The following is a 17,698-nucleotide window of genomic DNA, read 5'->3' as shown; positions in this document are numbered from 1 at the left end:
GGTACTACCGGACGGATCGTCCATGGACGGGGGGTGTCACTCCTCTGGTCGTCGGAAGCAGGGCCAGGGGACCGCCGGCGGTGCGCTTTGCCCTGCTTTTACCAGCGTAGACGATACCCGTACGGCCGTCGGATCCGTGTTCGGACGGGCCGCCCACGGCTTCGTGCGGCCTGCCGGGCCCTCTACGACGCCGGGGCCCTTTACGGCCGTGCCCTCGGCGGCCGGCCGGTCAGCGGCCGTGGTGCTCGACCAGGTCGCGCAGCGCGCGGGCGTCCGCGATCGCCTGAGCCTTGCCGACGCCGGACTGGATGCCGACCACCGCGAGCGAGGTGCCGTCGGCGAGGTCGAGTGTCGCCCACGGGTCGCCCTGACGGAAGTTGACCCGGACGATCTCGGCCCAGCCCAGCCGGCGACGCCGGACGAAGTTCACCACGGTGACGCCCTCGGCGTCCGCGCTCACCCGCGGGCGGGCCAGCATCAGGCCGGCGGCGGCGAAGAAGACCCCGCTGAGCACCATCATGATCCGGTCGTTGAGCTGCCAGCTCGCCGGGAGCGCGACCGCGATCACGGCGAACAGGACGACCAGCAGCGCGCAGACCGGCAGCAGCACGGCCCGGGTACGGCGCGGTGCCCAGGTGACGGGGAGCTCGGCGGGGGTGGACACGTGGGGTCTCCGGGGGTCGTTCTGAGGAGGTCCGGCCTGGGGGAGGCCGGCGGAAGGGGTGGGGATGCCGGCCGGCGTCCCCACCCCATTGAACCGGTACCCGGCTCCGCGCCGGCGACCGCCCCGGGGGCCGGAGGCGGCGGGCGGTCAGAGGCGGCAGGCGTGGATGTTGGTGACCAGGATCGCCCGGGCGCCGATACCCCACAGATCGTCCATGATCCGCTGGGCCTCCTTGCGGAGCACCATCGAGCGGACCGCGACCCAGCCCTCGGTGTGCAGCGGCGAGACGGTCGGCGACTCCAGGCCCGGGGTCAGCGCGACGGCCGCGCCGACGTTCTCGGCGCGGATGTCGTAGTCCATCAGCACGTAGCGGCGGGCCACCAGCACGCCCTGCAGGCGGCGCAGGAACTGGTCGACGCCGGCGTCCTCGCCCGCGCCCTTGGGGCGGATGACCACGGCGTCGGAGACCAGGATCGGCTCCCCGAACACCTCCAGGCCGGCGTTGCGCAGGCTGGTGCCGGTCTCCACCACGTCGGCGATCACGTCGGCGACGCCCAGCTGCACCGCGGTCTCCACCGCGCCGTCCAGCTTGGTCACGGTCGCCTTGACCCCGTGGTCGGCGAGGTGCTGCTCGACCAGGCCGGTGTAGGAGGTGGCGATCCGCAGCCCCTCCAGGCCCTGCACGTCCTTGACGTCCACGCCCTCCGGGCGGGCGAAGCGGAAGGTGGAGCCGCCGAAGCCGAGCGCCAGCACCTCCTCCGCGTTGGAGTGCGAGTCCAGCAGCAGGTCGCGGCCGGTGATGCCGACGTCCAGGCGGCCGGAGCCGACGTACACCGCGATGTCGCGCGGGCGCAGGAAGAAGAACTCGACCTGGTTGTCCGGGTCGACGAGGACGAGCTCCTTCGGGTCCTTGCGCTGGCGGTAGCCGGCCTCATGGAGCATCTCCGCCGCCGGACCCGAGAGCGAACCCTTGTTGGGGAGGGCGATGCGCAGCATGGAGGTCGGTTCCTTACCTGTTTTGGTGGGGTGGTGCGGTTTCTCTGGACCGGTGACTAGAGGTACTTGTAGACGTCGTCGAGCGTCAGCCCGCGGGCGACCATCATCACCTGAAGGTGGTAGAGGAGCTGGGAGATCTCCTCGGCGGTCTGCTCGTCCGACTGGAACTCGGCGGCCATCCAGACCTCGGCGGCCTCCTCCACGACCTTCTTGCCGATCGCATGGACGCCCTGCTGGACGAGCTGCGCGGTACGGGAGGACGAGGGGTCGCCGGTGGCGGCCTTCTGCTGGAGCTCGGTGAAGAGCTCCTCGAATGTCTTCGAAGCCATGATGGACTCACCTTACGGCGTGCGGGCTTACAGGCGGTAAACGATCCCGGACCGTGGACAGTCCAATGGACATCCACGGTCCGGGGTCCCGTACGCGGGTTCGCGGGGAGCGCGCGCGGGGTCGGCTCAGAGCGCGCGCAGGGCGGCGGCGGTGGCCACGGCGGCGGTGACGGCCTCGTGTCCCTTGTCCTCCGCGGAGCCCGGCAGACCCGCGCGGTCCACGGCCTGCTGCTCGTTGTCGCAGGTCAGGACGCCGAAGCCGACCGGAACGCCGGTGTCCACGCTGACCTGCGTGAGGCCGGAGGCGGCCGCCTGGCAGACGTAGTCGAAGTGCGGGGTGCCGCCGCGGATGACCACGCCGAGGGCGACCACGGCGTCGTAGCCGCGCTCGGCGAGCCGCTTGGCGGCGACCGGCAGCTCGAAGGTGCCGGGGACGCGCAGCACCGTCGGCTCGGCGATGCCCAGCTCCTTGAGCGCGCGGTGCGCGCCGTCCAGGAGGCCGTTCATCACCTGCTCGTGCCACTGGGCGGCGATCACGGCGACCTTGAGGTCGGCGGCGTTGTCGATGGTCAGCTCGGGGGCGCCGTGGCCGCTCATGGGCTGGTCCTCTTTCGGGGTGCGGGGTCGGTCGGGAGGTGGTTCGGGTTCAGGAGCCGAGGCCGGGCAGGTCGTGGCCCATCCGGTCGCGCTTGGTGCGCAGGTACCGCAGGTTGTGCTCGCCCGCCGGGGTCTCGACCGGCTCGCGGCCCTTGACCTTGAGGCCGTGCTCGGTGAGCGCGGCGAGCTTCTCCGGGTTGTTGGTCAGCAGGGTGAGCGAGCGCACCCCGAGGTCCCCGAGCATCTGCGCGCCGATGCTGTAGTCGCGGGCGTCGGCGGGCAGGCCGAGGTCCAGGTTGGCGTCGACGGTGTCGCGGCCCTGCTCCTGCAGCTCGTAGGCGCGCAGCTTGTGGGCCAGGCCGATGCCCCGGCCCTCGTGGCCGCGCAGGTAGAGGACGACGCCGCGGCCGGCCTCGGCGACCTTCCGGAGCGACGCCTCCAGCTGCGGCCCGCAGTCGCAGCGCAGCGAGCCGAACACGTCGCCGGTCAGGCACTCGGAGTGGACCCGCACCAGCACGTCCTCGCCGTCCGGCAGCCGGCCGTCGGCGTCCAGGCCGCCCGCGACCAGGGCGAGGTGCTCGATCCCGTCGATGCTGCCCTGGTAGCCGACCGCGGTGAACTCCCCGTACGCGGTGGGCAGCGCGGTGACGGCGGCCCGGTCCACGTGCAGCTCGGTGCGGCGGCGGTAGGCGATCAGGTCCTCGATCGAGATGATCGCCAGGCCGTGCTCACGGGCGAAGGCGACCAGCTCGGGCAGCCGCGCCATGGTGCCGTCGTCGTTGACCACCTCGGCGATGGCACCGGCCGGCGCCAGCCCGGCCAGGCGGGCCAGGTCGACGGCGGCCTCGGTGTGGCCGGGGCGGACCAGCACACCGCCCTCGACGGCCCGCAGCGGGAAGACGTGCCCGGGGCGGGTCAGGTCGGCCGGCTCGGTGCCGGCCGAGGAGAGCAGCCGGACGGTACGGGCGCGGTCGGCGGCCGAGATGCCGGTGTCGACCCCGTCGCGGGCGTCTACCGAGACGGCGTAGGCGGTGCCCTTGCGGTCCTCGTTGACCTGGGTCATCGGGGGCAGCTTGAGCCGGTCAAGCTCGTCGGCGGTCATCGGCACGCAGATCACGCCGGAGCTGTAACGGATGGTGAAGGCCATCAGCTCGGGGGTGGCCGCGGAGGCGGCGAAGACGATGTCGCCCTCGTTCTCGCGGTCCTCGTCGTCGACCACGATCACGGCGCGGCCGAGCGCGATGTCGGCGACGGCCCGCTCGACCGGGTCGAGCACGAGGTCTTCGGCCACGAGGCCTTCGGTGGCGCGGTCGGTGCTCATGCGGAGGCTCCCTGGAGGACGGTGGCGGACGAGGTGCGGGGCTCACGGGTGCTCAGCCACCAGGAGCGCAGGCCGAGCAGCACCAGAACGAAGTAGATCGAGTAGGTGAGGCCGGAGAAGGAGTAGCCGCTGTTGAAGGCGAGCGGGACGCCGACGACGTCGACGGCGATCCAGGCGAACCAGAACTCCACCCAGCCGCGGGCCTGGGCGACCATCGCCGCCAGCGTGCCCACGAAGATGTAGGCGTCCGACCAAGGGCTCCAGGACAGGCTGGGGTTGGCCAGGAACAGCCAGGCCAGAGCACCCGTGCCGAGCGCGGTGCCGGCCACCAGGGCGGCCCGCTCCGGCCAGCTCGCGAACCGGACGGCGATCCCACCGGTGCCGCGGCGGCCGCGCTGCCACTGCGTCCAGCCCCAGGCGGCCGTGGCGACGACGATCAGCTGCTTGCCGATCAGGCCGGGCACATGGCCGTTCAGGTACGCCGTGATCAGCACGAGGCCGGAGAGCAGCTGCACCGGCCAGCTCCACACCGAGCGGCGCCAGCCCAGCGCGAGGGCGGACAGCCCGAGCAGGTTGCCGAACATGTCGGCCCACTTCACGTGCTCACCGAAGACGGTGAACGCTTCTCCACTGAGCCAGTTCACTGGGACTCTCCGGTCGTCTCGGCGGCGATCGTGGGGGGAAGGGTGCGCGATTCGAGCAGGCGCTCCACGTACTTGGCGAGCACGTCGACCTCGAGGTTGACGCTCTCGCCGACGGTCTTGGCGCCCAGCGTGGTCAGCGCGAGGGTGGCGGGGATGAGGCTGACGGTGAAGCTGTCCCGGGCCGCCTCGACCACGGTGAGGCTGACGCCGTCCACGGTGATCGAGCCCTTCTCCACCAGGTAGCGGGAGATGCTGTCGGGCAGCGAGAAGCGCAGCACCTCCCAGCGGAGGTTGCCCTCCGCGTCTCGCTCGCCGGGCTCACGGCCCAACAGGGCGCCGGTGGCGTCGACATGACCCTGCACGAGGTGGCCGCCGAGCCGGGCACCGAGCGCCATCGCCCGCTCCAGGTTGACCCGCGAGCCGGGCTTCAACTCGCCCAGGCTGGACCGGTGCAGCGTCTCGGCCATCACGTCGGCACTGAACTCGCCCGTCTCGGCGGCCAGTTGCTCGGGGCTGTCGACGACGGTGAGGCAGACGCCGTTGACCGCGATGGAGTCGCCGTGGTGCGCGCCCTCACAGACCACCGGGCCACGCAGGCGGATACGCGAGGAGTCGCCGATCTCCTCGATCGACACGACCTCGCCGAGCTCTTCGATGATGCCGGTGAACACCCGGGTTCTCCTCGCGCTTGGGGCGCGGACTCCGGGGCGGCATGGGAGAGGACACGGACGGGCACGGGTGCACGAGCCCCGGGGCACGACCCGTCGCCGGGGTGCCGCAGAACCGCCGGGAGAGAGCTCTCCCGTCGCACACCTTCCCGAGGCCCACCGGGGGACCACGGGCACTGCTCTTCGTCCGCCGCGCACGCCTCCCATCCGGACTTTAACCGTCGGTCCAGGAATTTCACCTGGTCAACCGGCCGCTGGCTGCGGACGGGTCGCGGACTGTAACCGCCGGTTCGGATTTTCACCGACCCCGGAGTGCGCTGAACGTCACTGCTACTACTGACGTCATTGTGCCATGATCCGCGCGAAGCGAGGGAGACACTTCCGCTGTGGTCTGTTTCACGTACGGCGCGGGAATGCGCCGGGCGCGCGGGCGACGGATTCCGGCCGCCCGGCGCGGGGCCGCCGCCGTCCGTCAGGGCTCCAGCAGCGTCACCTCGGCGTGGTGGCGACGCTGCTGTGCGGCGTCCCAGTCCCCCGTGCAGTAGACGGAGAGGCGCTCGATCGCGCCGTCCCGGACGTCGGCGCGCAGCAGTTCGCGGCAGTACTGGCGCTCGCCGTCCTGCTCCCAGCTCTCCTCGACCTCCAGCACGAACCCGGCGTCGGTCAGGTCCAGCCGGTGGCGCGGGACGCTGCCGGGCGCCGGGTGGCCGCTCCGCCGAAGGGCGACCAGGCCGTCGACGCCGCGGGACTGCAGGCGCCAGGACGGGACGGTGAGGTCGCAGAACACGTCGGGGCGGAAGAGGCCCTCGGGCGGGGTGCCGGTCTCCAGGAAGGCGATCAGGAGGGTCGCTAGGCGGTCGGTGGTGGTGGCGGTGGTGGTGGCGGGCGCGGCTGCCGTGGTCGTCATGGTGCGGCCCTCCTGGTCAGGCTTCGGCGCCGGCGGCGATGCCGGCTTCGGCGGGCGGGGTGGCGCTGGGGGCCGGGGTGGCGCTGGGGGCTGCGGCGGCTTGGGCGGCTTTGGTCGCGGCCAGGTTGCGGCCGACCACGGCCATGGTGTGCTCCAGCGCCTCGGTGGGGCTGAACTCGATCAGCTCCGTCCCGGCGAAGATCAGCGGGAGGTGGCCGGGGGCGCCGTAGTAGGCGTCGCCCGCGCGGTAGGCCTCGTCGTGGTCGGCATAGCGGAACACCACCTTGCCGGTCACCACGACGCCCCAGTGCGGGCTCTGGCAACGGTCCTGCGGGAGGCCGGCGAAGAGCGGGCCCGGGTCCACGTCCGCCTTGTGGGTCTCGAACCCGACGGTGTAGCCGCCGAGTTGGGCGTAGCGGCCCTCGATGACCGGTTCGTCCAGCGCGAGCTCGGCCTCGGCCTTGGAGATGCGGGGCATGGCATCCTCCTCGGGTGGTTCGCCCGCGGGGCGGTTCGTCCGTGGGCGGTTCGTCTCTGAGGAGGAGGCGTGAGGAACGGGCGCACGATGTGAGGCGGGTCGTCGTCAGGTCTGCCAGTGGACGGGCTGCTCCGGCTCGTACACGCAGAGTGTGCCGGTGCGGACGGCGTTGGCCAGGTGACGGCCGAGGGCGGGGTGGGCACGCGAGACGCGGTCGATGGCGGCGCGGATCCTGGCGGTCACGGCCGTCCGGGCCCGTTCGGCGGCCGAGCCGGTGCGGCGCACGCGCCCGCCCAGTCCGTAGGCCGCGGAGAGCTGGCCGACGAGCGCGTCCCGTTCGACGGCGATCCGGGCGGAGCGCTCGGCGTCCCCCGCGGCGTCGGCCTCGGCGGCCTCCTCGTCCAGTTCGCCCAGTCGGCGGCGGTAGGCGGCGCGAGCGGAGGCGTCGATCAACTCGCCGGTGTCGGTGGGGTGGTGGAGGCCGAGCGCGGCCTCCACCGTTTCGTCCGCCGCGGCGGCGGGCCTGGGGGTCGCCAGGTCCAGGGCCGGGACGGGCGTGCCAGGGTGGGAGAGGAGAGTGGCCAGGTCGTGCAGGCCCTTGCTGTCGGGGAGCCGCACCTCCTCCCCCGCGTACCGGAGCTGCCAGAACTCGCCCTGGCGGAGGAAGATCCGGCCGTCCTCGGCGGGCGGACGGCCGGCGCCCGCCTCCTGGGCGATCCGGTCGGCCAGGCGGGGTGCGCCGAGCGCGCGGGCGGTGGCCAGCGCCCGGGTGAAGTGCTCGCGGGCGGTGGCGGGTTCGCCGAGCGCGGTGGCCAGCAGGCCGAGGTGCCGGTGCACCGGGCCGCGGACGGCGGCCGCGATGCCCTCGACCGCGAGCAGGTCGCGACAGGGGTACAGGGCGTCGTAGAGCTCGCGGGCGAGCGGCTGCAGTTCGGCCTCGGCGGTCGTCCCGCCGACGAGCGCGAGCGCCTCCGCGGCCTGGGCCATCATCGGCAGCCACTCGCTGTCCACCGGGGCGGACGCCAACAGCGGTGCCACGGCCGCGAGTCGGCGCCCCGCATCGGCGCGGTCGCCGAGCTGGGCGGCGATGAGCGCCCTGGTCACCCGGGGCCAGACGCCCGGCAGGCTGTCCAGCGGGGGTGGTCCGGCGAGCAGCCGGCCCAGCTCGTCGGACGCGCCCGACTCCGCACAGAGGCACCAGCGTTGCGTCGCGCCGAGGACGGCGGCGTTGGCGCTGCCGGCCCGCCCGCCGAGCTCCGCCGTCTCCGCGAGGGCGGCACGGCAGTCGGCGTACCGGCCCTCCAGCAGGGCCCGCATGCCCCGCCAGAGCGGCACGTACCACGTGTAGAGCGGTCGGCCCAGCGCCCGGGCGCCCGCTTCGTACGCCTGGATCTCGGCGTACGCCTCGGCGGCCTCCCCGCGCTCCAGCAGGGCGACCAGGCGCAGGCGCCGGCCGAGCAGCTCCAGCTCCCGGTCCGGCTCCGGCAGCCCCCGCGCGAGGTCCACGATCTCCCCCGCCCAGGCCCGCCGTTCGCCGCAGTGCGCGGGCCCGGAGCGGGCGTCGCAGAGCGCGGAGAGCGCGTACGCCAGTACGGCGTCGTCCCCGCTCCCCCGCGCCGCACGGACCGCCTCCTCGGCCAGCGCGAGACGGTCCCGCTCCGGCTCGACCAGCGCGTCGGCGACGGAGAGCCGCGCGGTCACGGCGGCGAGCAGCGCGGCGTGCGGGGACGGGGTGGGGTGGGGGTCGTCGGATGCGCTCGTGCCGCCGGGCGGTCCGGGGGCGGGCGGCGCGGGGGCGGGCGGTCCGGGGGCAGGCGGCGCGGGGGCGGGCGGTCCGGGGGCAGGCGGTCCGGGGGCAGGCGGTCCGGGGGCTGGCGAGGCAGCCAGGAGGCGGGTGCGGGCCTCGCCGAGAAGGTCGATCTGCGGGCGGTCGAGGAGGTCCACCTCGAAGCCCGCGGGGCCGGAGCCGAGGCCGAGGGCGGCGCGGGCCAGGAGGTCCGGGCGGTCGGCGCGGCGGGCGGGAGCGGCGGCGGCGAGGAATGCCTCGCGGCTCTCCTCCCGCCGGCCGGCGCCGAGGCGCGCGGTGCCGAGGCCGAGCAGGAGCGCGGCTCGGCGGAAGTCGTCCGCGCCCGCCACCTCCCCGAGCGCCGTCAGGGCCCGTTCGTACCACTGGGCCGCGTCCTCGAAGGCCAGCAGGCCGGCTGCTCGGTCCGCCGCCCGTCCAGCGAACTCCGCTGCGGCAGTGGCCTGTTCGGGCCCGGCCTGGAGGAGGTGGCGGGCGGCCTCGGCCGGGCCGGTGTCGCGGCCGCGGTCGGCGAGGGCGGCCAGTACCGCGCCCGCGCGGCCGTGCAGGGCGGCGCGTTCGGCCGGGCCGAGCGCGTCGTGGACGGCCTCCCGCATCAGCTCGTGCCGGAACCCGCCCACACCCGGCTCGTCCAGCGTCAGCAGGCCCTCCGCTGCCGCGGCGGCGAGCAGCGGCCTGAGCGCACCGAGTGGTACGGCGGCGAGTTCGGCGAGCACGTCCAGTCCGAAGCGGGTGCCGAGCACCGAGGCCGCGCCGAGGACCCGCGCACACTCGCCCGGCAGTTCGTCCAGTCGCGCCGCGACCGCCGCGCGGACGGTCGCGGGCAGCGGGTCCGGCCGTCCGGCGCCGCCGTGGCGCAGCAGTTCGGTGACGAAGAAGGCGTCTCCGCCGGTCCGGTCCAGCAGCTCATGGACGGCCGCCGGTTCGGTGCGTCCGCCGGACGCGGCGGCGAGCAGCGCCCGGACGTCCGGCTCGGTGAGCGGGCCGACCGGAAGCGTCCGGCCGGCTCGCAGGAGCGCGGCCCGGGCGGCGGTGCGCCCGGGCCAGGCGGCGCCGTCGTCGCGGGCGGTGGCGAGCAGCAGGGCGGGCGCGGTGCGCAGCGCGGCGGCGAGTTCGGTCAGCAGGCGCAGGGAGGAGACATCGGCCTCGTGGACGTCGTCGAGGACGAGCAGCAGCGGGCGGGAGGCCGCGCCGGTGCGGAGCAGTTCGGCGAGGTCGCCGCCGAGGCGCTGCCGGGCCGCCTCCGGGTCGGCGGTGCGCGGACCGGCGGCAGGCGCACCGGCGGGCGCGACGGAGGGGGCCGGCTCGCCGAAGACCAGGGCGCGCAGCCCGGGCGAGGCCCCGACCAGCCGCCCGCAGGCGGGGTCGGCGGCGGCGAGCTCGCGCGCGGCCTGCGACCAGGGGCCCAGCGCCCCGGAGCCCGCGCGGCCGCCGGACTGCGGCGGGCACCAGAGCCAGAGCACCCGGCACCCGTCAGCCCGGCGTACCGCCTCCTCGGCCGCCCTGGTCTTGCCCGCGCCGGCCGCGCCGGTCAGCACCGTCAGGCCGCCCCGGCCGGCACGCGCGTCGGCGACCGCCGCCGCCAGCTCGGCCAGCAGGTCGGCGCGGCCGACGAAGGGAAGCACAGGCATCGGGCCGTCCTCTCACCGGGGCCGGGGAGGTGCAGGGGTGGCTCCGTTCCGAGCGTAGGCCGCCGGGCCGACGGCTTGCCCGGTGGCGGGCCCGGTGGCGGGCCCGGGTGCGGCGGGCGCACGCTGGTGGTAGGCGGCCGGCGACGGCCGGGGAGTCCCGGAGGTGTGCGAGAGCGATGGCCAAGTTCGTGACTCCTCCCCCGGATGAATCCGGGGGCTTCTCGCTAGGCCGGGTTGGCCTCGCGACGGACCAGCCCGGCCCGTAGAACGTTGATGGCTCCCACCGTGTCGGCGTGCGCGCGGTGGTCGCAGGCGACGCAGTGGAAGGTGTCCCGAGTGGGCCGGTTCTCCGCCGAGACATGCCCGCACCGGGGGCAGGTCCGGGAGGTGTTGCGGATGCCACACGCCACTGACAATGCGCCGTGTGCTCCGGCGCTCCGCGCCTGCGGGCCAAGGATGCGTCTCCCTCCCCGGCTGAAGCCGGGGATACCCACGCAAGATCTGGGATGGACGTCCACCACGGCATGGCGGGGATCACCGAGGAACAGCTGCGGATGGCCCACCGGGCCGACCTGGCGATCGAGGGCGACGAGGGCGTGCACTTCGAGCAGGCGTGGGCCGACCCGGAGTCGGGCACCGTCTACTGCCTCTCCGAGGCGCCGTCCAAGGAGGCCGTGCAGCGCATCCACGAGCGCAGCGGGCACCCGGCGGACGAGATCCATCCGGTGCCGCTGATGGTCTGAACGCCGACGGCCCGCGCTCGTCCGGTCGGCACCTTGACGGTCCGGCGGTCCGGGTCGGACGCGGTCCGCCGGTCCGCGTCGGCGCGCGTCACACCGGCCGGACGGCCGGGATCGGCGTGAAGTGGGTGACCTCGGGCGGGTGCACCAGGTAGCGCAGCTCGCCCTCCGACCAGACCGGCCGGATCCGCCACATCGGCCCCGCGTACCCGCGCAGGGCCTCCTCGTCCCGCCACCGGCTCACCACCAGCACCCGGTGGCCGTCCTCGGTCACCGACCGCAGCAGCTCGCCGCCCAGGCAGCCGTCCGTCTGCCCGAGCTGCGGGATCACCTGTGATGTCAGCAGGGCGCAGAACTCTTCGATGTGCCCGGCCATGACCTGCCCGGCCCAGATCCTCACGATCACGGCCACCACCTCCCTGAGGCACTCCGCACCAGGCTGCGGGCCGATGGAAACACCACAATTATCCGCCGCGGCGCCGTTCCGGCACCTGCCCCTTTTCCGGCGCCCGCTCGGTACTCTCCCGGCACCCGCGCGGAGGGTGTCCGGCCAGTCCCGATCAGCCCCCGGACGGGGCGGACGGGGCTTCCGGCCGGGGCTTCCGGCCGGTCGAGGGGGCTCCGCTAGATTTCCGGTATGACCAGCACACCGGAGACTGTCGTTCCGTCAACCACCGGGCCGGACGGGCCCGCCCCGCAGGGCACGCAGGGGGGCCTGTTCGAGGCGCTCCGCGCGGATGCCGTGAAGGACGCGGCGGGCCTGCGGGAGATCTACGAGCATCCGAGCGACCATGCGCGGCGCAAGCAGGTGGACCGGATCCACGAGGTGGCCCGGCAGCTGATCGCCTGCTCGTCACTGGTCTTCGTGGCCAGCGCGGACGCGGCCGGGCGGTGCGACGTGTCGCCGCGCGGCGGGCCGGCCGGGCTGGTCTCCGTCCTGGACGAGCACACGCTGGCGATTCCGGACGCCACCGGCAACAAGCGGCTGGACACCCTGCACAACATCATCGAGACCGGACAGGTCGGGCTGATCTTCGTGGTGCCCGGCCGGGACACCACGCTGCGGGTCAACGGGCGGGCCTGCGTCTCCACCGATCCGCGGCTGCTGGAACAGCTGACGGCGGTCGGCAAGCCGCCGCGCAGCGCGATCGTGGTGGCGGTCGAGGAGGTCTACGCGCACTGCCCGAAGGCGCTCCTGCGCGGTTCGGCGTGGAAGCCGGAGAACTGGCTCGCCAAGGACGCGCAGCCCACCTCGGCGGCGGTCACCCTCTCCCACCTGCGGGATCCCTCGCTGACGATCGAGATGATCGAGCAGAACGAGCGGGAGGCGCTGCTGTACCGCTACGAGTAGCCGGGCGGTCGGCGCACAGCGGTCGAGCGGAGGCGCGCAGAGGCGCAGAGGCGCACCGCAGACGTGCGAGGAGGCGGTCCCGGGTGCTCGGCCGGGGCCGGTCTCCTCGCTTCTGCCGCCCCGCGCCTGCGCGCGCGGTGGGCGGCCTCCGCCCGTGGGCGGCCGGCGTCAGGCAGTCGCGGCCTTGGGAACGTCCACCACGTTCGCGCCGACGGCCGCCCGCTGGACGGCCTCGACGCCCTTGTGCGCGGCCTCCTTGCTCGCGTAGCCCTGGCCGGTCGCGACGATCTCGCCGTTGCCCGCCTTGAGCCGGAAGCGGTACTTGCCGCCGGCGTCCTCGGAGTCCTCGAACCTGCCCGCCATCCGGGCCACCTCCTCAGCGGGGCGCGCGGCGCGCACTCCTGCACCGTGCGCCCGGCCGGGGGCCCGCCGCACCTGATCGGCGGCCGGACGGGTGAAGCCTCGCCGTAGGGGGTTCGCGGGCGTGCCGGGGCGGCGGGTGGTCGCTTGAATGGACGGATGGACTGCGTCTTCTGTGCGGTGGTGGCGGGCGAGGAGCCCGCGCACCGGGTGCTGGACGACGACGCGGCGGTGGCCTTCCTGGACCGGCGGCCGCTCTTCCCCGGCCATGTACTGGTCGTTCCGCGCGCCCACCACCGCACGCTGGCAGACCTGCCGACGGCGGAGGTGGGCCCGTTCTTCCTGCAGGTGCAACGGGTCGCGGCCGCCGTGGAGCGCGGGCTCGGGGCGGCGGGCAGCTTCGTCGCGGCGAACAACCGGATCAGCCAGTCGGTGCCGCACCTGCACGTCCACGTGGTGCCGCGCAATCCGAAGGACGGGCTGCGCGGCTTCTTCTGGCCGCGCGGGAAGTACCCGGACGAGGCGGGCGCGGCGGAGGTCGCCGAGCGGCTGCGCGCCGCGCTCGCCCCGTCGTGACGTTCGCCGGCCGGGCGCGGCTCAGCCCACCCGGACGTTGTCGAGCACCCAGTACCAGTTGTTGCTGCCGGTGTACCGGAACCGCAGCCGGCTCGCACCGGCCGGGACGGCCAGGGCCGGCGTCTGCCGGCCGTTGGTCTGCGCGCTGCAGCTCTTGACGACGACCGGCGTCCCGCCGTCCCAGACCGCCAGCACCTGGGCGGTCTGGCTGCCCTCCTGCTGGTAGTGGGTCGTGAACGAGACCGGGACGCTGCTCAGCCCGGCCACCGGGTACTCCGGGCTGACGAGGGTGGAGTCGTAGCCGCCCTTGAACGTCTTGTCGGCCCACTCGTCGGAGTCGGCGACGGCGAAGACGTCGCGGGAGCGGACGTTCAGCTCGCGGTACTGGTCACGCTGGGTCTTGGTCCAGAACTCGTCGGTGGTGAACGCCAGCCGCGCCACTCGGTGACGCCGCCCGTGCCCGTCGCGGAGTTGTCGACCGACCAGCCGCTCGGCGGCGTGTGGGTGACGCCGATGGTGCCGGCCGCGATGCCCGTCTCGTCCACCGGCCGGTGAGCTGCGGGCGAAGCGGGGTCTGCGGAGGGGTCCACGGGGGGGCGATCCCGGACATCGCGCGGGCGATCCCGGCCCAATCCGCGGTCAACCCCTTGACAGGTATAGACCATTGCGCTTGAGTCTCGGTCAGCCCCGCACCCGGCCCGCACCCCGGTCGGCCCGTCCCCCCACGACGCGCCCCCGCGCGGGGCACCGAGGCCCCCTGGCACCACCGTCCCTGTCCCACCGATGTGCGGCCCCCACCGCACAAGGGGTGATCACGTGTCAACGAAACGCCTGCTCGCGCTGATCTCCGCCATGGTCACGGCACTCGCGCTCGCGCTGCTGCTGCCCGCCGCCAGCGCCAGCGCCGCCGCCTGCGCCGCCCCCTGGAACGCGGCCACCGCCTACACGGGCGGCGCCGCCGTCTCCTACAACGGCCACAACTGGTCCGCCAAGTGGTGGACCCAGAACGAGACCCCCAGCACCGCCGGCACCGGCGTCTGGGCCGACCAGGGTGCCTGTGGCAGCGGCCCGACCGACCCGACGCCCACCCCGACCTCGGGAAGCTGCGTCTACCCGGACTGGGCCGCCGGGCGCACGTACACCACCGGGACCATCGTCCGTTACACCAACGGCGGGCTCTACCGGGCCACCCACGACAACCCGGGGTACGACCCGGTGATCAGCACCTGGTACTGGGAGCCGTACAGCTGCGGTCCGACGCCGACACCGACCGGCACTCCGACCACGCCCCCGAACCCCGGCGGATTCCCGGTCAGCCAGGCGCAGTTCGACCAGATGTTCCCGAACCGGAACTCCTTCTACACCTACCAGGGCCTGCTCGACGCACTCGGCGCCTACCCCGGCTTCGCCGACACCGGCAGCGACACCGTCCGCAAGCAGGAGGCCGCCGCCTTCCTCGCCAACGTGAACCACGAGACCGGCGGCCTGGTCTACGTGGTCGAGCAGAACACCGCCAACTACCCGCACTACTGCGACACCTCGCAGCCGTACGGGTGCCCGGCCGGACAGGCCGCGTACTACGGGCGCGGTCCGATCCAGCTGAGCTGGAACTTCAACTACAAGGCAGCCGGCGACGCCCTCGGCATCGACCTGCTGCACAACCCCGACCTGGTGCAGACCGACCCGGCCGTGGCCTGGAAGACCGCGCTCTGGTACTGGAACACCCAGACCGGCCCCGGCACCATGACCCCGCACAACGCCATGGTCAACGGGTACGGCTTCGGCGAGACCATCCGCAGCATCAACGGCTCCCTGGAGTGCAACGGCGGCAACCCCGCGCAGGTGCAGAGCCGGATCAACGCCTACCAGGGCTTCACCCGGATCCTCGGCACCGTCCCCGGTTCGAACCTGAGCTGCTGACGCTTCGACAGCTCTCCGCCCTGTCATGCGCCGGTACGCCCCTGTCTCGCCCCGATACCTCACGGGGAGTAGCGGGGGCGTACCTCGGGTGGAGGACCGGCGGGGGTGCGGAATCATCGTCACGGCGGACGACGGGTGGGTGGTGGCGGCCTAGGCTCGCAGCCATGAACGACCTTGGCAGCCTTGTCCAGCAGACCGCCGACCGGCTCGCCGGCCAGCAGGTCGGCGCCGTGGTCGCCGGCCTGGCCGGCGGCGCGGTGGAGATCCGCGGCGCCGGAAGCACCTCCGCCGGCCCGGGCGGCAGCGTGCCCGGGGCACAGACACTGTTCGAAATCGGCTCGGTCACCAAGGTGTTCACCTCGCTCGCCCTGGCGCGGCTGGTGCTCGCGGGCTCGGCCGCGCTCGACGAACCACTGGCCCACGTCCTGGCGGACGCGCTGCCGCCCGGCGTCACCGTGCCCACCAAGGGCAGCGCCCCGATCACCCTGCAACACCTGGCCACCCACAGCTCCGGGCTGCCTCGGCTCCCCGCGGGGATGCTGCTGCGGGCCCTCGCCACCCCCAACAACCCGGACCCGTACCGCCATTGCACCACCGACACCCTGCTGTCCGGGCTCGCCCGCACCAGACTGCGCGCAGTGCCCGGCCGGAGCTTCCGCTACTCCAACCTCGGCGCAGGCCTGCTCGGCCTGGCCCTCGCCCACCGGGCCGGCACCGGCTACGAGGAGCTGGTCACCCGGGAGATCTGCGAGCCGCTCGGACTCGCCGACACGGTGATCACCGTCGACGAGGAGCGATCCGGCCGCCTCGCCCACGGTCACACGCCGGGCCGGCGCCCCGTCCCCGGCTGGCACCTGGCCGACCTCGCGGGCGCCGGCGGACTCCGCTCGACCGCCGCCGACCTCGCGACACTCCTGCGGGCCCAACTGGCCTCCGCCACCCCTTCCGCCACCACCTCCGCCGCGGCACCCGAAGCCTCATCGCCGGCACCCGCCATCGCGCTCACCCGGGAGGTCAAGCACCACGTCAACCCCTTCGCCTGGATGCACCTCGGCTGGCTCGCGCACCGGCTCCACCCCCGGCAGGGCGGCCACCTCCAGATCTGGCACAACGGCGAGACGGGCGGCTTCCGCTCCTTCGTCGCCTTCGACCCCGAGAAGCAGGTCGGCGTCATAACCCTGGCCAACACCCGCCGTTCGGTCGACCCGGCCGGGGTATCCCTACTGCGCAGCCTGCAGAACGGCCACGCGACGGGCGGTGGCGGGGCATGACCGTACCCCGAGTGGCCCGGACCACAACTTCATAGCGTTGGAGTTCCAAACTCACTGGCTCTATAGTGAGTTTGCTTTTCCAACCACCCGCAGAGGAAGGCGGCCGCCATGCGTGACGCCGTGATCGTCGAAGCCGTTCGTACCCCCATCGGCAAAGGCAAGCCCGGAGGCACCCTCTCGTCCGTCCACCCGGTCGAGCTGCTCGCGCACACCCTCCAGACCCTGATCGGCCGCAGCGGCGTCGACCCGGCGCTGGTCGACGACGTGATCGGCGGCTGCGTCGACCAGGTCGGCGAGCAGGCCATGAACACCACCCGGTACGCCTGGCTGGCCGCCGGCCTGCCGGACTCAGTCCCGGCGACCACGGTCGACCGGCAGTGTGGCTCCTCCCAGCAGGCCGTCCACTTCGCCGCACAGGGCGTGATCGCGGGCGCGTACGACATGGTGGTGGCGTGCGGGATCGAGTCGATGAGCCGCGTGCCGATGTGGTCCAACGTGCCGCCGGGAGCGGACCCGTTCAGCGCCGCGATCGCCGCCCGCTACCCCGGCGGGCTGATCCCGCAGGGCGTCAGCGCGGAGCTGATCGCCGCCAAGTGGTCCGTCTCCCGCGAGGCGATGGACGCGTTCGCCGCCGGTTCGCACGCCAACGCCGCGCGCGCCCACGCCGCCGGCCTGTTCGAGGCGGAGCTGGCACCGGTGACCACCCCCGCCGGAGTCGTCGCCATGGACGAGTCTGTTCGCCCCAGCACCACGCCGGCGATCCTGGCCGGCCTCCGCCCGTCCTTCGCCGACCCCGGCTTCGCCGAGCGGTACCCGCAGATCGACTGGTCGGTGACGGCCGGCAACAGCAGCCCGATCAACGACGGCGCCTCCGCCGTCCTGATCACCAGCAGCGAGACGGCGGCGCGGCTCGGCCTGCGCCCGCTGGCCCGGCTGCATTCCTTCGCGGTGACCGGTTCGGACCCATTGCTGATGCTCACCGGCGTCATACCCGCCACCGAGAAGGTGCTCGGCCGGGCCGGGCTGTCGCTGGCGGACGTCGACCTGTTCGAGGTGAACGAGGCGTTCGCCAGCGTCGTGCTGGCCTGGCTCCAGGAGACCGGCGCCGACCCGGCGAAGGTGAACGTCAACGGCGGCGCGATCGCGCTCGGCCACCCGCTCGGCGCCAGCGGCACCCGGCTGATGACCACCCTGGTGCACGCGATGCGCGAGCGCGGGGCGCGGTTCGCGCTGCAGACCATGTGCGAGGCGGGCGGCCTGGCCAACGCCACCATCCTGGAGGCGCTGGACTGACACCGGCCGCCCGGTCCCGCCCGGGAGGCCACCCCCGGCCCGCTCCCACCGCGTCTGCGCGCCCGCGCCGCCGCCCCGACCGTCGCGAGCACGCGGTGGGGGCGGGCCGGTGCACGTGAGACTGCGTACCGTCGGGCGCCCCACCGTC

20 protein-coding genes and 1 riboswitch are annotated in these 17,698 nt (G+C 74.0%); of the genes, 6 read left to right on the top strand and 14 right to left on the bottom strand.

Annotated features, from left to right (window positions below; translation table 11 throughout):
- Positions 1-229 precede the first annotated feature (229 nt).
- From OG286_RS32540 to OG286_RS32490, 11 genes are all read right to left on the bottom strand, one after another.
- The gene (locus tag OG286_RS32540; protein WP_396323908.1) at positions 230-664 is read right to left on the bottom strand and encodes a PH domain-containing protein; all 435 of its coding nucleotides are present in this window, start codon (positions 662-664) and stop codon (positions 230-232) included.
- A gap of 147 nt (positions 665-811) precedes the next feature.
- Positions 812-1,660 carry an ATP phosphoribosyltransferase gene (gene hisG / locus OG286_RS32535; RefSeq protein WP_396323907.1) on the bottom strand — a complete coding sequence of 283 codons (849 nt, stop codon included), beginning with the start codon at positions 1,658-1,660 and terminating at the stop codon, positions 812-814.
- A gap of 56 nt (positions 1,661-1,716) precedes the next feature.
- Positions 1,717-1,989, bottom strand: a complete 273-nt coding sequence (locus tag OG286_RS32530) for a phosphoribosyl-ATP diphosphatase (protein WP_030306151.1) — start codon at positions 1,987-1,989, stop codon at positions 1,717-1,719.
- 126 nt (positions 1,990-2,115) lie between these two features.
- Positions 2,116-2,586: a 6,7-dimethyl-8-ribityllumazine synthase gene (gene ribH / locus OG286_RS32525; protein ID WP_396323906.1), complete on the bottom strand. Its 471-nt coding sequence runs from the start codon at positions 2,584-2,586 to the stop codon at positions 2,116-2,118.
- A 49-nt stretch (positions 2,587-2,635) separates the two neighbouring features.
- Complete coding sequence (locus OG286_RS32520) at positions 2,636-3,907, bottom strand: bifunctional 3,4-dihydroxy-2-butanone-4-phosphate synthase/GTP cyclohydrolase II (RefSeq protein ID WP_396323905.1); 1,272 nt, start codon at positions 3,905-3,907, stop codon at positions 2,636-2,638.
- Positions 3,904-4,551: a nicotinamide riboside transporter PnuC gene (locus OG286_RS32515; RefSeq protein ID WP_396323904.1), complete on the bottom strand. Its 648-nt coding sequence runs from the start codon at positions 4,549-4,551 to the stop codon at positions 3,904-3,906. Before OG286_RS32515 ends, OG286_RS32520 begins: the two co-directional genes overlap by 4 nt.
- Positions 4,548-5,222, bottom strand: a complete 675-nt coding sequence (locus tag OG286_RS32510; protein ID WP_396323903.1) for a riboflavin synthase — start codon at positions 5,220-5,222, stop codon at positions 4,548-4,550. The genes OG286_RS32515 and OG286_RS32510 overlap by 4 nt, the downstream gene beginning before the upstream one ends.
- Before the next feature lie 188 nt (positions 5,223-5,410).
- Positions 5,411-5,538: riboswitch (FMN riboswitch) on the bottom strand.
- Between the two features lie 153 nt (positions 5,539-5,691).
- Complete coding sequence (locus tag OG286_RS32505) at positions 5,692-6,126, bottom strand: hypothetical protein (protein ID WP_405365961.1); 435 nt, start codon at positions 6,124-6,126, stop codon at positions 5,692-5,694.
- A gap of 16 nt (positions 6,127-6,142) precedes the next feature.
- Complete coding sequence (locus OG286_RS32500; protein ID WP_396323901.1) at positions 6,143-6,604, bottom strand: hypothetical protein; 462 nt, start codon at positions 6,602-6,604, stop codon at positions 6,143-6,145.
- A gap of 105 nt (positions 6,605-6,709) precedes the next feature.
- On the bottom strand, positions 6,710-10,039 hold the full coding sequence (locus tag OG286_RS32495) for an ATP-binding protein (RefSeq protein ID WP_405365960.1): 3,330 nt from the start codon (positions 10,037-10,039) through the stop codon (positions 6,710-6,712).
- 224 nt (positions 10,040-10,263) lie between these two features.
- Positions 10,264-10,449: a zinc ribbon domain-containing protein gene (locus tag OG286_RS32490; protein WP_396323898.1), complete on the bottom strand. Its 186-nt coding sequence runs from the start codon at positions 10,447-10,449 to the stop codon at positions 10,264-10,266.
- A 96-nt stretch (positions 10,450-10,545) separates the two neighbouring features.
- Between OG286_RS32490 and OG286_RS32485 the strand changes: the two genes are divergently transcribed.
- A complete protein-coding gene (locus OG286_RS32485) occupies positions 10,546-10,782 on the top strand; it encodes an SCO4226 family nickel-binding protein (protein ID WP_396323897.1) in 237 nt (78 codons plus the stop codon).
- Between the two features lie 88 nt (positions 10,783-10,870).
- Here OG286_RS32485 and OG286_RS32480 read toward each other — a convergent pair whose 3' ends face one another.
- Positions 10,871-11,185 (bottom strand): antibiotic biosynthesis monooxygenase family protein, encoded by a 315-nt coding sequence (locus tag OG286_RS32480; RefSeq protein ID WP_396323896.1) that lies wholly within the window; start codon positions 11,183-11,185, stop codon positions 10,871-10,873.
- A gap of 231 nt (positions 11,186-11,416) precedes the next feature.
- Here OG286_RS32480 and OG286_RS32475 point away from each other — a divergent pair, with 231 nt between their 5' ends.
- On the top strand, positions 11,417-12,130 hold the full coding sequence (locus OG286_RS32475; RefSeq protein WP_405365959.1) for an MSMEG_1061 family FMN-dependent PPOX-type flavoprotein: 714 nt from the start codon (positions 11,417-11,419) through the stop codon (positions 12,128-12,130).
- A gap of 168 nt (positions 12,131-12,298) precedes the next feature.
- On the opposite strand, the gene OG286_RS32470 is transcribed toward OG286_RS32475, so the two are convergent.
- Complete coding sequence (locus OG286_RS32470; RefSeq protein ID WP_396323894.1) at positions 12,299-12,493, bottom strand: YegP family protein; 195 nt, start codon at positions 12,491-12,493, stop codon at positions 12,299-12,301.
- A 156-nt stretch (positions 12,494-12,649) separates the two neighbouring features.
- Here OG286_RS32470 and OG286_RS32465 point away from each other — a divergent pair, with 156 nt between their 5' ends.
- On the top strand, positions 12,650-13,066 hold the full coding sequence (locus tag OG286_RS32465; RefSeq protein ID WP_396323893.1) for an HIT family protein: 417 nt from the start codon (positions 12,650-12,652) through the stop codon (positions 13,064-13,066).
- A 21-nt stretch (positions 13,067-13,087) separates the two neighbouring features.
- Here OG286_RS32465 and OG286_RS32460 read toward each other — a convergent pair whose 3' ends face one another.
- Complete coding sequence (locus OG286_RS32460; protein ID WP_405359060.1) at positions 13,088-13,507, bottom strand: hypothetical protein; 420 nt, start codon at positions 13,505-13,507, stop codon at positions 13,088-13,090.
- Positions 13,508-13,882: 375 nt separating this feature from the next.
- Here OG286_RS32460 and OG286_RS32455 point away from each other — a divergent pair, with 375 nt between their 5' ends.
- From OG286_RS32455 to OG286_RS32445, 3 genes are all read left to right on the top strand, one after another.
- A complete protein-coding gene (locus tag OG286_RS32455; RefSeq protein ID WP_405359062.1) occupies positions 13,883-14,986 on the top strand; it encodes a glycoside hydrolase family 19 protein in 1,104 nt (367 codons plus the stop codon).
- A 164-nt stretch (positions 14,987-15,150) separates the two neighbouring features.
- On the top strand, positions 15,151-16,257 hold the full coding sequence (locus OG286_RS32450; protein ID WP_396323890.1) for a serine hydrolase domain-containing protein: 1,107 nt from the start codon (positions 15,151-15,153) through the stop codon (positions 16,255-16,257).
- Positions 16,258-16,365: 108 nt separating this feature from the next.
- The gene (locus OG286_RS32445) at positions 16,366-17,550 is read left to right on the top strand and encodes a thiolase family protein (RefSeq protein ID WP_396323889.1); all 1,185 of its coding nucleotides are present in this window, start codon (positions 16,366-16,368) and stop codon (positions 17,548-17,550) included.
- Positions 17,551-17,698 lie beyond the last annotated feature (148 nt).

It is taken from the genome of Kitasatospora sp. NBC_00039, assembly GCF_045160625.1.
In the GTDB taxonomy this organism is placed as follows: domain Bacteria; phylum Actinomycetota; class Actinomycetes; order Streptomycetales; family Streptomycetaceae; genus Kitasatospora.
Note: the sequence above shows the minus strand (reverse complement) of the source record. Positions and strands in the feature narration are given on the sequence as shown.

Coding starts and splice junctions, on each gene's coding strand:
- OG286_RS32505 (WP_405365961.1), bottom strand. CDS start 6,126: ATGACGACCACGGCAGCCGCGCCCGCCACCACCACCGCCACCACCACC.
- hisG (WP_396323907.1), bottom strand. CDS start 1,660: ATGCTGCGCATCGCCCTCCCCAACAAGGGTTCGCTCTCGGGTCCGGCG.
- OG286_RS32465 (WP_396323893.1), top strand. CDS start 12,650: ATGGACTGCGTCTTCTGTGCGGTGGTGGCGGGCGAGGAGCCCGCGCAC.
- OG286_RS32485 (WP_396323897.1), top strand. CDS start 10,546: ATGGACGTCCACCACGGCATGGCGGGGATCACCGAGGAACAGCTGCGG.
- OG286_RS32530 (WP_030306151.1), bottom strand. CDS start 1,989: ATGGCTTCGAAGACATTCGAGGAGCTCTTCACCGAGCTCCAGCAGAAG.
- ribH (WP_396323906.1), bottom strand. CDS start 2,586: ATGAGCGGCCACGGCGCCCCCGAGCTGACCATCGACAACGCCGCCGAC.
- OG286_RS32500 (WP_396323901.1), bottom strand. CDS start 6,604: ATGCCCCGCATCTCCAAGGCCGAGGCCGAGCTCGCGCTGGACGAACCG.
- OG286_RS32475 (WP_405365959.1), top strand. CDS start 11,417: ATGACCAGCACACCGGAGACTGTCGTTCCGTCAACCACCGGGCCGGAC.
- OG286_RS32470 (WP_396323894.1), bottom strand. CDS start 12,493: ATGGCGGGCAGGTTCGAGGACTCCGAGGACGCCGGCGGCAAGTACCGC.
- OG286_RS32520 (WP_396323905.1), bottom strand. CDS start 3,907: ATGAGCACCGACCGCGCCACCGAAGGCCTCGTGGCCGAAGACCTCGTG.
- OG286_RS32495 (WP_405365960.1), bottom strand. CDS start 10,039: ATGCCTGTGCTTCCCTTCGTCGGCCGCGCCGACCTGCTGGCCGAGCTG.
- OG286_RS32445 (WP_396323889.1), top strand. CDS start 16,366: ATGCGTGACGCCGTGATCGTCGAAGCCGTTCGTACCCCCATCGGCAAA.
- OG286_RS32450 (WP_396323890.1), top strand. CDS start 15,151: ATGAACGACCTTGGCAGCCTTGTCCAGCAGACCGCCGACCGGCTCGCC.